Here is a 13,992-nt window from a genome sequence, read left to right on the forward strand (position 1 = left end):
AGGAATCGCCATGGCCGGTGACAGGTGCGGCGCCCAGAATTCCCCACCTCACCTGTCACTGCTTTTGCGAGGTTCCTCATGTACACCGCCATCGGATACGCCGCCCAGTCAGCCACCACCCCCCTCGCCCCCGTGAAATTCGAACGCCGCAGCCCTCGGGCCGACGACGTTGCGATCGATATTCTCTACTGCGGCGTCTGCCATTCCGACATCCACCAGGCACGCAACGAGTGGGGCATTGCCGTTTACCCACTGATGCCCGGCCACGAGATCGTAGGCAAAGTTACCGCCGTCGGTGCGAACGTCACCAAGCACAAGGTTGGCGATCTGGTCGGCGTCGGCTGCATGGTCGACTCGTGCCGCAGCTGCGAAGCCTGCCGGTCGAACCTCGAGCAATACTGCCTCGAAGGTCCGACCATGACCTACGCCACTCCGGACCGGGTCGATGGCAGCAACACCATGGGCGGCTACTCCGACAGCATCGTGGTCAGCGAGCACTTCGTGGTGCGCATCCCGGAAAAACTCGACCTGGCCAGCGCCGCGCCGATCCTGTGCGCGGGCATCACCACCTACTCGCCGCTCAAGCACTACGGCGTTAAGGCAGGCGACAAGGTCGGGATTCTTGGCATGGGCGGCCTCGGGCACATGGGCATCAAGTTCGCCAAGGCAATGGGCGCCGAGGTGACGCTGTTCACCCGCTCGGCGAGCAAGGCTGAGGAAGGTCGTCGTCAGGGCGCGGACCACGTGATCGTGTCCACCGATGCCGAGCAGATGAAGGCCGCGGCCGGACATTTCGACTTCCTGCTGGACACCATTCCGGTGCAGCACGACCTCAATCCCTACCTCGATACGCTGCGTTTCGACGGCGTGCACATTCTGGTCGGGCTGATCGAACCGGTGGACCCGCCGGTGCATGCCGGCAAACTGGTGATGAGTCGCCGCGTGCTGGCCGGCTCCCTGATCGGCGGCATCGCCGAAACCCAGGAAGTGCTGGATTTCTGCGCAGAGCACAACATCACCTGCGACATCGAAATGCTCGACATCCGCCAGATCAACGAGGCTTACGCGCGCATGATTGCCGGTGACGTGAAGTACCGTTTTGTCATTGATATGGCAACGCTGAAGGTCTGATCAGACCTTCAAACCCAGCTCTGCCGACAGCCGAGCCGTGACCCCTTTGATCAGGGGAATCAGCTCGGCCATTTTTTCCAGTGGCATGTAGGGCACGGTGCTGGCGATGCTGATGCCGGCGACGATGCGCTTGCTGGCATCGCGGATCGGCGCCGCCACGCAGCGGATCGACGGTTCGTTGTCTTCCAGATCGAAGGCGTAACCACCCGCCACGTATTCAATCATGCGCTGCTGAAACTGCTCCCAGGACTGCTCCGGGTGTTGCGGCCAGAACAGATTTTTCCCACCCGCCGGCAGGCTGACTTCATACAGCCGCTGCCATTCTTCCTGCGTGTCATCCAGCATCAACGCCTTGCCAATCCCGGTACGCGCCAACGGCATGCGATGGCCGACCCGCGAACGCATTTCCGGACCATTGCGTCCCGGATTCTTGTGCAGGTACAGCACCTCATCGCCCTCGCGGATCGCCAGGTGAATGGTGTCGCCGGTCAATGCCGACAGCTCATCCAGATACGGTCCGGCGAGGGTCACCAACGGCAATTCTTCGCGCGCCTGGAAACCCAGTTCGATCAGCTTCGGCCCCAACAGATAGCCAACTTGCGGCACCACCCGCAGATAGCGCTCGTCCACCAGGCAACTGGCCAGTCGATGGGTGGTGCTGCGCGTCGTGCCGATCAGCCGGGCGATCTCCTTGAGATCGCGGGCACCACTGGCCACGGCCTGAACCACACCCAAACCACGAAGCAGTGTCTGGGTGCCGGTCGGCGCGGCATCCTTGGCGATTTTTGGGGCGTCTTCCTGCATATCCAGCCTTTACCGTTGAGCGAGTGAACGGGCGGCATTATGGTCGCCCGACGGCTACGACTACAACTTGATACGCTCGACTTTGCCGACCAGCAACACGTAGGAAAGTGCGCCAATCAATGCGAGAACCGAGATATAGGTAATCGCCGGAGCAAACGAATCACCGGTGGCGAGGAAACCGATAACGATGGGCGTGGTGATGGCCGACAGGTTGCCGATGAAGTTGAACACCCCGCCGGTCAGCCCGAGCAAACGCGCTGGCGCCAGTGTTGAAACCAGCGACCAGGTGATCGAGGCCAATCCATTACCGAAGAACGCCAACGCGAGGAAGGCAATCACCAGAGGCGTCGACTCGACGAAGTTGGCGCCGATGATCGAAGTGGAAATCAGCAGGCCGCCAATGATCGGCAACTTGCGGGCGAAACCCACGGTGTAGCCGCGGCGGATCAGCCAGTCGGAAAAGAACCCCGAACAGAGCACACCGACGAAGGCGGCGAGAAACGGCAGCGACGCCAACAGGCCGGACTTGATGAAGTCCATGCCACGATATTTCACCAGGTAGGTCGGGAACCACGTCAGAAAAAACCACAGCGTCGAGTTGAGGCAGAACTGGCCCAGATAAATGCCCCAGAGTTTGCGTTTGCTCAGAACGATGCCGAGGTCGATCCAGCTGAATTTCGCCTTGGCCTTGGCCGTCTCGGCCTGGATATCCACCAGCCCGCCGCCCTCGCGGATCAGCTCGATTTCAGCATCGTTGGCGCCTTTGAAATCTCGCGGCTCGCGATACACCGCGTACCAGATCACCGCCCAAATGATGCCCACCGCACCGGTGCTGACAAACACCATGTGCCAGCCGTATTGATGCTGCAGCCACGCCAGCACCGGCGTGAGGAATGCCAAACCGACAAACTGCCCGGAAGTATAAAAACCGATGGCGGTGGCACGTTCGCGCTCCGGAAACCAGGTCGTCACGACACGGCTGTTGATTGGATACGCTGGTGCTTCCAGCGCACCAACCGCCATACGCAGCACGAACAGCGCGATGAAACTCGCGGCGAAGCCGAGCATCACCGTAGCGATCGACCACAGCAGCAGTGCGACGCTGTAAAGGATGCGCGGCGGCACCCGATCCACCAGCCAGCCGCCAGGGATCTGCATGGCGGCGTAGGTCCAGCCGAACGCCGAGAAAATCAGGCCGACGTGGATTGGATCGATGCCCAGTTCACTGGTCAGCGCCGGGGCGGCAATCGACAGGTTGCTGCGGTCCAGGTAGTTGATCACTACGGTGATAAACAGCAGGACCATGATGAAAAAACGCTTGCGACTGGGCGTCACCAACGACGCCTGCCCGGTGAGGGTTTGCGGTTGCATGAGGAGTGCCTCTTTTTATGTTTATTGAGGTCGATCAAAAATCGCGTCTAAACGCAGATCCCCCTGTCCATGGAGATCAAACTGTGGGAGCGGGCTTGCTCGCGAAAGCGGTGTGTCAGCCGACATCGATGCAAGATGTGCCACCGTCTTCGCGAGCAAGCCCGCTCCCACATTGGAACCGTGGTGTCAGAGAGAACTCACCACTCGGCAAAACTGCCATCGGCATGACGCCAGATCGGGTTGCGCCAGCGGTGGCCGACGGCCGCGCGTTCGATGACGTATTCCTCATTGATTTCGATGCCCAGGCCCGGGCCGTTGGGGATTTTCACGAAGCCTTTGTCGTAGTCGAACACCCGCGGGTCCTTGACGTAATCCAGCAGGTCGTTGCTCTCGTTGTAGTGGATGCCCAGGCTCTGTTCCTGGATGAACGCGTTGTAGCAGACCGCGTCCAGTTGCAGGCACGCCGCCAGGGCAATAGGGCCCAGCGGGCAATGCAGTGCCAGCGCCACGTCGTAGGCTTCAGCCATGTTGGCGATCTTGCGGGTTTCGGTAATGCCACCGGCGTGGGACGCATCGGGCTGGATGATGTCGACGTAACCTTCGCTGAGCACACGTTTGAAATCCCAGCGCGAGAACAGTCGCTCGCCAAGAGCAATCGGCGTGCTGGTCAGCGGCGCCAGCTCCTTCAGCGCTTCGTAGTTTTCGCTAAGCACCGGCTCTTCGATGAACATCAGTTTGTACGGGTCGAGTTCCTTCATCAGCACCTTGGCCATGGGTTTGTGCACCCGGCCATGGAAGTCCACGCCGATGCCGACGTTCGGCCCCACCGCATCACGCACGGCGGCGACGTTGGCCAGGGCCAGGTCGACTTTCTCGAAGGAGTCGAGGAATTGCAGTTCTTCAGTGCCGTTCATTTTCACCGCGGTAAAACCACGCTCCACCGCTTCTTTCGCCGCGCGAGCGGTGTCTGCCGGCCGGTCGCCACCGATCCACGAATAGACGCGGATCTTGTCCCGCACCTGGCCGCCCAGCAAATCGCTGACCGACACACCCAAGGCTTTGCCCTTGATGTCCCACAGCGCTTGATCGATACCGGCCAGTGCGCTCATATGGATCGCGCCGCCCCGGTAGAAGCCGCCGCGGTAAAGCACGGTCCAGATGTCTTCGATGTTGCGTGGGTCTTTGCCGATCAGGTAGTCGGACAATTCTTCAACGGCAGCGGCGACGGTGTGGGCGCGGCCTTCGACCACGGGTTCGCCCCAACCGGTCACGCCCTCGTCGGTTTCGACCTTGAGGAAGCACCAGCGCGGCGGGACGATAAAGGTGGTCAGTTTGGTAATTTTCATCTGTTGCCTCTCTTATTAGATGCAGCGCTCGCAGCGCCAAAAAGTCTTAGCGAAGGGCTTTCCAGGCAGCGACATAAGCCTTGGCATTGGCCGCCACTTGCTCCGGGGTCATGCCCGGTTTGAACAGCCCGGAACCGAGGCCGAAACCCTTGACGCCGGCCTCGATGAACACCTGCATGTTGTCCGGTGTGATCCCGCCGACCGGCGCCAGAATCGTTCCCGCAGGCAGCACCGCAAGCCAGGCTTTGACGACCGCCGGGCCCATCTGCTCGGCCGGGAACATTTTCAGCACATCCGCACCTTCGGCCAGTGCCGCGAAGGCCTCGGTCGGGGTGGCGACACCGGGTGACAGGTACAAACCGGCCGCCTTCGCCGCCCGCAACACCTTGGCGTCACTGTGGGGCATGACGATCACCTGGCCACCCGCGGCTTTCACTTGGTCAACCTGCTCCGGCGTGAGCACCGTGCCGGCGCCGATAAGGCAATCGGCGGGCAAGGTACTGCGCAGGATGCGGATACTTTCGTACGGCTCAGGGGAATTGAGCGGTACTTCGATGACGCGAAATCCGGCGGTGTACAGGACTTCACCGATGGCCGCCGCTTCTTGCGGACGCAGGCCACGCAAGATCGCGATCAGACCGTTTTGCGCCAGTGCTTGCTTGAGCATGTCAGACCTCCAGTCAGGTTTAACGAGATGGGGTGGGTTTGATCAGGCCGGCGGCAACCGCCAGTTGCCACAACCCGCGTTCAGTAGCCTGCTCGGCCAGGGTCACCCGGGCAAAGCCGCAGGCGTCGAGGGCCCGGCTGTAACGCGTACAGAGTTGGGCATTACCGATGAGGATGATCGAAGGCAGGTGGACGCTGTTGCGCCGACGCCGCTGAACGCTGGCCAGCGCCGACAGTTCATGACCGATCAGCAGGCCCGAGAGATAGTCCGGTTGAGCCGTGGCGCTTAGTTCGCCGGTCAGCCCCAGGCTGCGTGCGCTGAATAACGTCGACAGCGGACCGATTTCACCGTCCGCCGACAACGCCACTTGCACGCCACGATCAAACGCTTGGCCATCGAAAGACCCGCCGTGCTGTTGGGTGCGCCCGAGAATGCTGTGTTCGCTGAGCACGGCGAAGACTTCGCCGGTCATGAAGGTATCGAAATGCACGATGCAGCCATCGGCCACTTCTACCCATTTCGAATGACTGCCCGGCAGGCCGATCAACAGATCACCGCCCTCCTCGTTCGGCAGACTCTGCAGAACACCGAGGACCTGGGTTTCTTCGCCGCGCATCACGTTTGGCAGACGCGAACGCTGAATCACGCCCGGCACGATGTGCACGTCGACACCGCGAAGACTGCGAATCGTTTGTAGGGATGTTCCGAGATTGGCGACGTTCGCCGGCGTGTCGCGGTAGGCCGCTTCGCGCCAGCCCTGGGCACTGCCGACCATGCCGCAGGCGATCACCGGAAGGTCGGGCTGCTCGTCGAGCCAGTCACCGCAGGCATCAGAGAAGGCCAGTTCAAAACCGTCGGCGCATGCCTGACCGTTGATGATTCGCGGCGTCTTGGGCAGCTGCATGATCCCCGATGACAGCGAACGCTGTTCGAGCACCTGGCCACCGACGGCGAGTTTGTAAGCACGTAATGAGGTTGTCCCCCAGTCGAGCGCGATCAATTGCGCCAGCATCGTTCACCTGTTTTGTTTATTGGCAGTGAGTGAGCTGGACTATAAACCAGGATACGCTTAAATCTCAATATATAAATATCACTCCCATATATTGGGATAATAAAAAACAAACAAAAAAAGATCGCAACGCTCGGTAGCACCTACCTCAATCCGTAGGCGCTAACGAAGGTTGCGATCTTTAATAGATACTGCGGGAGATCATGTGCCCTCGGCAAACTCCCTCAACACCGCGCCATCCATCCGATATCGAACCCACTCTTCCTGCGGCTGCGCGCCAAGGGATTTGTAGAATTCGATGGCCGGTTTGTTCCAGTCCAGCACGCTCCATTCGAAGCGGCCGCAATCATTGGCGCAGGCGATTTTCGCCAAGTGGCGCAGCAAGGTTTTGCCCGCCCCGCCGCCGCGTTGTTCCGGGGTGATGTAGAGGTCTTCGAGGTAAAGGCAGTTGCTGCCCAGCCACGTGGAATAACTGAAGAAGAACACCGCGAAGCCGATCGGCAAGCTGTCGCGCAGGCAGATCAGGCCATGGGCGGTGGCACCTTCGCTGAACAGGCTGCGCTCGATATCGGCGACGCTGGCGATGACTTCGTGGCGGGCACGTTCGTAGTCGGCCAGTTCAGTGATGAACGCGAGAATTTGCGGTGCATCGCTGGGGGTCGCCGGGCGGATGTCGATCGTCATGGACGTGCCTTCGTCAAAAGTGGAAAACGCCATACTAAGTCGGCAAACCGCGCTCGTCACACTTTCATGGAGAAGCAGGCAAGCCCGATCCCACACTTTTTCCATGCCTCACAGCTACTACCGCAGCAGACCTGAACCGCCCGTCGTTAATCAGGCACCAATCCCGGTCGGGGCGGACCAATATCAGGTAAGGACTCTAATCACATGGAGACGACACCATGATCATGTCCAGATTGACCGCCCTCGCTCTCGCCACGCTGCTGTCCTCTGCCACCTTCGCCGCCACCACTGCCTCCGGCACCGGCCCGACCGATCCGGTCGAGAAACCGAAAGCCCCCGCCATCCAGAGCGCCCCCGGCATGAACACCAACGGCACGGGTGTCGACAGCAGCCTGCCTCCGTCCACGGGCACCGACCCACGGACCCAGGGCAACGATGCGGGCCGTCAAGGTGGAATGAACATGCCGGACACCCGCACACCCGATAACGCCGACACCGGCGTCGGCTCCAAAACCACCACCGGTGGTTCGGGTTCCGAAGGCGGTGCCAGCCAATAGTTCGCCCACGCGAGCGACGAGCAAGACCTATCCACAGCCATGAAAGAGGTAACCATGAACGTCGATAAAAACCTGGAAAAAGAAGTCCTGACCCGCCTGCTGCACGCCCACCCCAGTGGTTTGGGCAAGGAGGTTCTGGACAATTACCGGGGGGAGAAAATCGTGGCCAGTACCCTCGCCACATTGGAGGAACGCGGGCTGATCCAGCACGGTCATGTGATCTGCAATGAGGCCGGCGAGCACTCGTTGAACCTGCCGATCAAACTCAGTGCCGCCGGGGTTGAAGCGGCGCGCAAGCTGGACATTCAGTAAGACGAATCAGGTCGTAGTCGTGCGCGGCTGCGACCGTTTGCCTGACTCTACAAGCAGCAGGAGAAATCCCATGCCTCGTGGAAGCAAAGACAAATACACCGCCGAACAGAAGCGCAAGGCCGAGCACATCGAAGACAGCTACGAGAAAAAAGGCATCTCGAAAGATGAAGCACAAACGCGCGCCTGGGCGACGGTGAACAAGCAATCGGGTGGTGGTGAACGCAGCGGGGGCTCGGGGCGCAGGAAACCGGCGAGTGCCAAGTCCGAAGATCGCAAGGAATCAGCCCGGCGCGCGGTGGCCAGCCGTGAAGGTCATTCGCGCAACAGCAAGGCTTCGCGCGATACTCAGACCGTGGACAGTTTGAGGAAGGAAGCCACGGCGAAGAAGATTCCGGGGCGTTCCAGTATGCGCAAGCAGGAGTTGATCGAGGCGTTGCGCAAGGCGGGTTGAGGCCAGGATCTTTTGTTGAATCTTATGGCGTCTTCGCGAGCAAGCCCGCTCCCACATTGGATTTTTGTCGTTCACAGATCCAGTGTGGGAGCGGGTTTGCTCGCGAAGGCGGCGGGTCAGGCGCCGGAGGTCTTGCTGATCAACGCATCCACCTCAGCCGCCCCCGGTGAAGTCGCCGGCCCCCACCGGGTCACCGCCAGCGCCGCAGCCGCATTGGCCCGCCGCGCCGCTTCAACCGGCGCCAATCCTTGTGCCAATCCGGCCACAAATACCCCGGCATGAGCATCGCCGGCGCCGTTGCTGTCCACCGCCTCGACCTTGAATCCCGGAACATGCCGACGGTCACCACGCTGGCTGATCCAACACCCTTGCGGTCCATCGCGCACCACCATCAGCACCCCGGCCGGCAGATGATCGGCCAACCGGTCCAGCGCCTCGCCAATATCGGTTGCCCCGGTAAACCGCAACGCCTCGACACTGTTGCTGGTCCATAGATCGATGCGCGCCAGCAAGGCCTTCATCAGCGGCTCGTCCGGCGAGTCCACCAACGGCCCCGGATCGAACACAACGTTGATTCCGGTCGGCAACTCCAGCACCCAATCCACCAACGCCTGAGCTTTGCCGCCATGCAGCAAGCTGTAGCCGCTGACGTAGACATAGTCACCCGCCTCGGCCGGCACGCTCGCCAGGTCCTCGGCCGTCAGCTCGCCCTCGGCGCCGATGTAGGAAATGAAACTGCGCTCGGCCGAGGCATCAGTCACGGCCACGCACAATCCTGTATCCCGTTCGGCCCGGTGAACGATGCCGATCCGAATACCTTCAGACTGCATCGCTTCGCGGGCCAGGTCGCCGAAGCGGCCGGTGCCATGGCGACCGAGGTAAACCACCGGCAAACCATTGCGCTGAGCGGCGGCCATCACATTGAAACCGCCCCCGGCTTCGAAACTGGCGGACTGCGCCAGCACGTCGCCGCCCGACTGAGGCAGTTTATCCACGGCCATGACCAGGTCGATCATGACCTGGCCGGTGTGCAACATCTTAGGCATGAGCGTTCTCAGTCAGCGCAGCGCGACGATCCTTGGCCCCGCCGAGTACAAAGTAAATCCCGCCGGCCACCAGGAACGTCACGATCCAGCCAAGGCCGTTATGACCCAGCCAGGAGTCGGACAGGAAGCCGCGGAACCAGACGTTTTGTTCGGTGGTGCCAATGGTGGTGAAGCTGAAACCCAGCACGATCGCCACCGCCCACGCACCGAACGCGCGCCACTCGACGCCGCCGCGATACCAGTAGGCGCTGCTCGGGCTGACGTCCAGCAGGTCCGTGGGGCTGTAGTAATGACGGTGAATCAGGTCGACCACGAAGATCCCGACCCACGCGGTGATTGGCACCGCCAGCAGGGAAATAAAGGTAATGAACGGGCCGTAGAAGCTGTCGGCGATCAGCATGAAGTAGATCGAACCGGCGAAGATCGCGACGATATCGACCACCACCGCATAAACGCGCTTGACCTTCAGGCCAAGGGTTAACGTGGTCAGGCCCGCGGAGTACACCGACAGGTTGTTCGACAGCAGCAACCCGCCGAACGCGGTGATCAGGTACGGCACGGCCATCCAGGTCGGCAGCATGTCGCGGATCGCGATGATCGGGTCAGTGGCCGAGGCCAGGTCGTTGTTGCCCACCGACAGCAAGCCACCGAGGGTAATCAACAGCACCAACGGAATCCCCGCACCGAACGCCGCCGACGCCACCAGGCGCACGGCTTTGACGCTGCGGTGCTGGTAGCGCGACATGTCCGCACCGGCGTTCGCCCAGCCAATCCCGGTGCCAGCGGCCATGGTGCCGACGCCGATGATCATCGCGCTCAACGGTGCTGGCGTGGCGTTGAACACCGCGCTCCAATCGATGGTGGCGCAGAGGAAACCGCCCACCAGGATGTTCAGCGCGCCGAACACGTAGGTCGCCCATTTCTGGATCACCAGCAATGTGGCGTGACCGAGGCCGGAAACCGACAGCGTCAGCAACACGAAAATCGCGATAAAGACCAAGGTCAGGACAGGAGCGCTTTTGGCTTCCACGGGCGAGCCAAACAGGATCGAGCACAGCGACAGCAACACAAACGCGGCAGTGGTGGTGTTGACGGTTTCCCAGCCCAGACGCGACATCAGCGAGACCAGGGTCGGGCCGATGTTGCCGCGTACGCCGAAGATCGCTCGCGACAGGGTCAGGCTCGGTGCGCGGCCACGACGGCCGGCGATGGAAATGATCCCGACCACTGCAAAGGAACCGGCGGCACCGAGGATCGCGACGATGATCGCCTGCCAGATCGCCAAGCCGCGAAACGCCACGAGAGTCGCGCCCAGCGGCAGACCGAGGATGGAAATGTTGGCGGCGAACCAGACCCAGAAGAGTTGCAGCGGATGACCGTTGCACTCGGCTTCCGGCACCGGTTCGATACCGCGGGTTTCCAGTTGCCCGGCGATTTGCCCGGTATTTGATGAACTCATGAAAAATGCTCCTGTTGCCTTTGTTGTGGTTGTGGGCAATGACGGAAGTCGACACAACATCCCGGCAGTCCTGGCCAAGTCCGTGCGATCCATTGCGGGGTTATCAATTCAAATACGCGGCGCGCCTATCGCGAGCAAGCTCGCTCCCACAGGTACGGCGTGTACCTTGAGATTTGCACTATCCCTGTGGGAGCGGGCTTGCCCGCGATGGCGTCAGTCCGGTCAACGCAAAGCCAAAAGCCCTTTTACCAAAGGTTCCAGCTCCAGCTCATTGACGGATTTGACCTTTTCGATCATCTCGGCAGGCCAACTCTCAAGCCCCAGACAAGCCCCGAGCATCGCCCCGAGAATCGCGGCGATGGTATCGGTGTCGCCACCAAGACTCGCTGCCATGCACAGCGCTTCGAAGGCGCTCATTTCGCCAATGGCCACTTGCTGGGCCAGGGCAAACGACACCACCACCGACTCCTGTGAGGCCACCGAAGTGCCGATCACGTCGTACATCAAATCCGCCAGCATCACCTTGTCGCTGTCGACGCTGATGGTCCGCGCCCAGCTGATGCGCGAGGCGATACGTCCGCCTGCCACCCAGTGACCGTGGCTTTCCGCTTGCTGAGCGATGTGCTGGCCCAGGTTCAAGGCTTCACCCAGGTCCACGCCGTTGATGCCGGCCGAGACGACCGCCGCCACCGCCGCCGCGCTGGAAATCCCCAGTGTGGTGTTGTGGGTGACCTGGCAAGCCTGCACCACCGCGTCGATGAAGCGTTCAGGATGGGCAACATCCGTCGCAATCCCCACCGGGGTGATGCGCATCGCCGCGCCATTGGTGGTGCCGTAGCGCCCCGCCTCTTCCGGCGAATGCCCGGCGAGGATCATCTCGATGGCACGTTTGGTCGAAGGACCGAGCAAATCCTGGGAGCCCTTGGCCTGCATCTCGGCCTCCCATTGAATCAGCCGTTGGGCGAGCAGCGCCGGTTCGATCCGGCCCTCCCCTTCAACCAGTAATTGACCGACCAGAATCGCCTGCTCGGTGTCGTCGGTGATCGAACCTTTGAGCATGTTCGCCGCGATCGGTTGATCCGGGCCGGCATCTTCCAGATCGGTGATCTCGCCGAAGCGAGTCTTGATTTCGGCGCGGCTCAGGGACTGGGTCGGCATGCCCAGCGCATCGCCCAGGGCCAGTCCATAGAACGCGCCCAAAGCACGATTGAGCGCGGTCATTGTGGCGTTCCAAATTGCAAGTGCAGACGAAAGTGCACGGGGTCGAGCAGGCTTTCGACCTGTTCCATGAAGCGGTTTTGACGATCGTAGGTGGTGCGCAAGGCTTTGAGGAATACGGTACCGACCGGACGGCCCAGCAGTTCGGCGTCTTCGGCGTTCAACGGTTCAGCGCCGATCCATTGATCGCCACGCTCACCAATGTAGCCGTAGGCGGCCAGGGTGATGGTCAGGGAGTTATCGATCAAACCCACGCGCGGCAGGCTTTCCAGGCCTCCGGTGGCAGGCATCAAAGAGCGTTCGAGGGAGACCAGCGTGCCGTCATTGGAACGGCGACGACGGTCGAGGGTGATGAACTGGTCCGTGCCGAAACGCGACAGCAGATCGGGGCGGGTAACCGCCTCCAGCCGCAGCACTTCGGTGTTGATCAGCGCGCCGCTGTCGGCCAGAGCCTGAGCCCAGCCACTGCGCTGATCGAGCACCACACCGTCGAAGGTGACGATGGACCCTACCCCGCTTTGCGTCGCGATGTAGTTGCGCCGTTTCAGTTCGGCCAGGGCTTCACGCAGCGTTCCGCGGCTGACTTTGAATTCTTGAGCCAACTGATGCTCGCCCGGCAACAGAAAACCGTCCTCCATGAGGCCGCTTTCGATGCGCCGGATGAGTTCGTCGACCACCCGTTGTTTCTTGTCAAATCGTACCTGTCTAATCATGTACAAATTGATAACCGAAACGGGTTGAGGCGAGCAAGGAATATTTAAGGGAAGTGACGGAAGGATGTGCTTTAAGAAGGAACCTCTAGGCGGTCAAGCCCGCTCCCACAGGGCTCTCCTGTTGCACACAAACCTTGTGAACAGCACAGGTTAAATGTGGGAGCGGGCTTGCTCGCGAAGGCGTCGGCAAATCCAATATCTATGTGTCAGACAGATTGCGTTCGCGAGCAAGCCCGCTCCCACAGGGAATGGGTGTTAACGCTGTTTCAAACGGTCAATCACCACCGCCAACAGCAAAATCGAACCGCGAATCACATACTGATAAAAGGTATCAATATTCTTCAGGTTCATCGCATTCTCGATGATCGCCAGAATCAGCACCCCGGCAATCACATGCCGAATCATGCCGATCCCGCCGCTCAGCGACACCCCGCCCAGCACGCACGCCGAAATCACTGTCAGCTCGAAACCCTGGCCAATCATCGGCTGGCCGGAGGTCATGCGCGACGCCAGAATCACCCCGGCCAACGCCCCGATCACCCCATGCACGGCGAAGATGATGATCTTGGTCCGATCGACATTCACCCCGGCCAGCAACGCCGCTTCCTGGTTACCGCCGATGGCCATGGTGTTGCGCCCGTAGGTGGTGTAATTCAGCAACCAGCCAAAAAACAGGAAGCAGACAATGGTGATCAGAATCGGCACCGGCACGCCAAACAACTGGCCGTTACCGAAAACGAAGAATTGCTCCTGGGAAACGCCCACCGCTTTGCCGTTGGCAAAAATGTAAGCCAAGCCGCGAACGATCTGCATGGTCGCCAGCGTGGTGATCAACGCATTGACCCGCAACTTGGCGATCACAATCCCGTTGATCAGCCCGACAATCAGCCCCATCACCAGCGCCGCGCTTACCCCGAGGAACACGCTGTCGGTGTCGCGCATAACCACCGCCGCCACCACGCCGGCGCAAGCAATCACCGAACCCACCGACAAATCGAAATGCCCGGACGCCAGGCAATACAGCATGGTGCACGCGGCAATCCCGGTGGTAGAAATCGCCAGGCCCAGGCCGCGCATGTTCAGCGGCGAAAGGAAGTTGTCGATCAGCAAGGTGCAGAGCACGAAGATCCCGACCGCCGCCAGCAGCATCACCCAGTCATCGAGAAAGCGCCGCAGGTCCAGAGGTTTGCGCGTGGTTGGCAGAGCGTTGTTTTGAATTGTCAT

The 13,992-nt window shown here is 60.9% G+C and carries 15 protein-coding genes; 4 read left to right on the forward strand and 11 right to left on the reverse strand.

The genetic code is table 11. The features are described 5' to 3' along the window. The first annotated feature begins 78 nt into the window (after window positions 1–78). Window positions 79–1,131 carry an NAD(P)-dependent alcohol dehydrogenase gene (locus ACA055_RS21950; RefSeq protein WP_497680554.1) on the forward strand — a complete coding sequence of 351 codons (1,053 nt, stop codon included), beginning with the start codon at window positions 79–81 and terminating at the stop codon, window positions 1,129–1,131. On the opposite strand, the gene ACA055_RS21955 is transcribed toward ACA055_RS21950, so the two are convergent. The 6 genes from ACA055_RS21955 to ACA055_RS21980 all read right to left on the reverse strand — a co-directional run bounded on the left by ACA055_RS21955 (window position 1,132) and on the right by ACA055_RS21980 (window position 7,012). Continuing rightward, window positions 1,132–1,935: an IclR family transcriptional regulator gene (locus tag ACA055_RS21955; RefSeq protein WP_497680555.1), complete on the reverse strand. Its 804-nt coding sequence runs from the start codon at window positions 1,933–1,935 to the stop codon at window positions 1,132–1,134. A 60-nt stretch (window positions 1,936–1,995) separates the two neighbouring features. Continuing rightward, window positions 1,996–3,306: an MFS transporter gene (locus ACA055_RS21960; RefSeq protein WP_497680556.1), complete on the reverse strand. Its 1,311-nt coding sequence runs from the start codon at window positions 3,304–3,306 to the stop codon at window positions 1,996–1,998. 197 nt (window positions 3,307–3,503) lie between these two features. After that, window positions 3,504–4,652, reverse strand: a complete 1,149-nt coding sequence (gene dgoD / locus ACA055_RS21965; RefSeq protein WP_008152275.1) for a galactonate dehydratase — start codon at window positions 4,650–4,652, stop codon at window positions 3,504–3,506. Window positions 4,653–4,698: 46 nt separating this feature from the next. Further along, the gene (locus tag ACA055_RS21970) at window positions 4,699–5,319 is read right to left on the reverse strand and encodes a 2-dehydro-3-deoxy-6-phosphogalactonate aldolase (RefSeq protein WP_497680557.1); all 621 of its coding nucleotides are present in this window, start codon (window positions 5,317–5,319) and stop codon (window positions 4,699–4,701) included. A 19-nt stretch (window positions 5,320–5,338) separates the two neighbouring features. Beyond that, window positions 5,339–6,331, reverse strand: a complete 993-nt coding sequence (locus ACA055_RS21975; RefSeq protein ID WP_497680558.1) for a 2-dehydro-3-deoxygalactonokinase — start codon at window positions 6,329–6,331, stop codon at window positions 5,339–5,341. Window positions 6,332–6,529: 198 nt separating this feature from the next. Continuing rightward, window positions 6,530–7,012 (reverse strand): GNAT family N-acetyltransferase, encoded by a 483-nt coding sequence (locus tag ACA055_RS21980; RefSeq protein ID WP_497680559.1) that lies wholly within the window; start codon window positions 7,010–7,012, stop codon window positions 6,530–6,532. 218 nt (window positions 7,013–7,230) lie between these two features. Here ACA055_RS21980 and ACA055_RS21985 point away from each other — a divergent pair, with 218 nt between their 5' ends. The 3 genes from ACA055_RS21985 (at window position 7,231) to ACA055_RS21995 (ending at window position 8,332) form a co-directional block, all read left to right on the forward strand. Beyond that, a complete protein-coding gene (locus ACA055_RS21985; RefSeq protein WP_497680560.1) occupies window positions 7,231–7,569 on the forward strand; it encodes a hypothetical protein in 339 nt (112 codons plus the stop codon). A 54-nt stretch (window positions 7,570–7,623) separates the two neighbouring features. Next, the gene (locus ACA055_RS21990) at window positions 7,624–7,881 is read left to right on the forward strand and encodes a hypothetical protein (protein WP_497680561.1); all 258 of its coding nucleotides are present in this window, start codon (window positions 7,624–7,626) and stop codon (window positions 7,879–7,881) included. Between the two features lie 70 nt (window positions 7,882–7,951). Further along, window positions 7,952–8,332 carry a Rho termination factor N-terminal domain-containing protein gene (locus ACA055_RS21995; protein ID WP_497680562.1) on the forward strand — a complete coding sequence of 127 codons (381 nt, stop codon included), beginning with the start codon at window positions 7,952–7,954 and terminating at the stop codon, window positions 8,330–8,332. A gap of 116 nt (window positions 8,333–8,448) precedes the next feature. On the opposite strand, the gene ACA055_RS22000 is transcribed toward ACA055_RS21995, so the two are convergent. The 5 genes from ACA055_RS22000 to araH all read right to left on the reverse strand — a co-directional run bounded on the left by ACA055_RS22000 (window position 8,449) and on the right by araH (window position 13,992). Beyond that, on the reverse strand, window positions 8,449–9,378 hold the full coding sequence (locus ACA055_RS22000; RefSeq protein ID WP_497680563.1) for a PfkB family carbohydrate kinase: 930 nt from the start codon (window positions 9,376–9,378) through the stop codon (window positions 8,449–8,451). Continuing rightward, window positions 9,371–10,837: a purine-cytosine permease family protein gene (locus tag ACA055_RS22005; RefSeq protein ID WP_497680564.1), complete on the reverse strand. Its 1,467-nt coding sequence runs from the start codon at window positions 10,835–10,837 to the stop codon at window positions 9,371–9,373. Before ACA055_RS22005 ends, ACA055_RS22000 begins: the two co-directional genes overlap by 8 nt. A 222-nt stretch (window positions 10,838–11,059) precedes the next feature. Beyond that, on the reverse strand, window positions 11,060–12,058 hold the full coding sequence (locus ACA055_RS22010; protein WP_497680565.1) for an ADP-ribosylglycohydrolase family protein: 999 nt from the start codon (window positions 12,056–12,058) through the stop codon (window positions 11,060–11,062). Then, on the reverse strand, window positions 12,055–12,768 hold the full coding sequence (locus tag ACA055_RS22015; protein WP_497680566.1) for a GntR family transcriptional regulator: 714 nt from the start codon (window positions 12,766–12,768) through the stop codon (window positions 12,055–12,057). Before ACA055_RS22015 ends, ACA055_RS22010 begins: the two co-directional genes overlap by 4 nt. Before the next feature lie 255 nt (window positions 12,769–13,023). Continuing rightward, window positions 13,024–13,992, reverse strand: a complete 969-nt coding sequence (araH, locus tag ACA055_RS22020; protein WP_497680567.1) for an L-arabinose ABC transporter permease AraH — start codon at window positions 13,990–13,992, stop codon at window positions 13,024–13,026.

This window comes from Pseudomonas sp. LBUM1657, from assembly GCF_059716075.1.

Coding starts and splice junctions, on each gene's coding strand:
- ACA055_RS21950 (WP_497680554.1), top strand. CDS start 79: ATGTACACCGCCATCGGATACGCCGCCCAGTCAGCCACCACCCCCCTC.
- ACA055_RS21955 (WP_497680555.1), bottom strand. CDS start 1,935: ATGCAGGAAGACGCCCCAAAAATCGCCAAGGATGCCGCGCCGACCGGC.
- ACA055_RS21960 (WP_497680556.1), bottom strand. CDS start 3,306: ATGCAACCGCAAACCCTCACCGGGCAGGCGTCGTTGGTGACGCCCAGT.
- dgoD (WP_008152275.1), bottom strand. CDS start 4,652: ATGAAAATTACCAAACTGACCACCTTTATCGTCCCGCCGCGCTGGTGC.
- ACA055_RS21970 (WP_497680557.1), bottom strand. CDS start 5,319: ATGCTCAAGCAAGCACTGGCGCAAAACGGTCTGATCGCGATCTTGCGT.
- ACA055_RS21975 (WP_497680558.1), bottom strand. CDS start 6,331: ATGCTGGCGCAATTGATCGCGCTCGACTGGGGGACAACCTCATTACGT.
- ACA055_RS21980 (WP_497680559.1), bottom strand. CDS start 7,012: ATGACGATCGACATCCGCCCGGCGACCCCCAGCGATGCACCGCAAATT.
- ACA055_RS21985 (WP_497680560.1), top strand. CDS start 7,231: ATGATCATGTCCAGATTGACCGCCCTCGCTCTCGCCACGCTGCTGTCC.
- ACA055_RS21990 (WP_497680561.1), top strand. CDS start 7,624: ATGAACGTCGATAAAAACCTGGAAAAAGAAGTCCTGACCCGCCTGCTG.
- ACA055_RS21995 (WP_497680562.1), top strand. CDS start 7,952: ATGCCTCGTGGAAGCAAAGACAAATACACCGCCGAACAGAAGCGCAAG.
- ACA055_RS22000 (WP_497680563.1), bottom strand. CDS start 9,378: ATGCCTAAGATGTTGCACACCGGCCAGGTCATGATCGACCTGGTCATG.
- ACA055_RS22005 (WP_497680564.1), bottom strand. CDS start 10,837: ATGAGTTCATCAAATACCGGGCAAATCGCCGGGCAACTGGAAACCCGC.
- ACA055_RS22010 (WP_497680565.1), bottom strand. CDS start 12,058: ATGACCGCGCTCAATCGTGCTTTGGGCGCGTTCTATGGACTGGCCCTG.
- ACA055_RS22015 (WP_497680566.1), bottom strand. CDS start 12,768: ATGATTAGACAGGTACGATTTGACAAGAAACAACGGGTGGTCGACGAA.
- araH (WP_497680567.1), bottom strand. CDS start 13,992: ATGACAATTCAAAACAACGCTCTGCCAACCACGCGCAAACCTCTGGAC.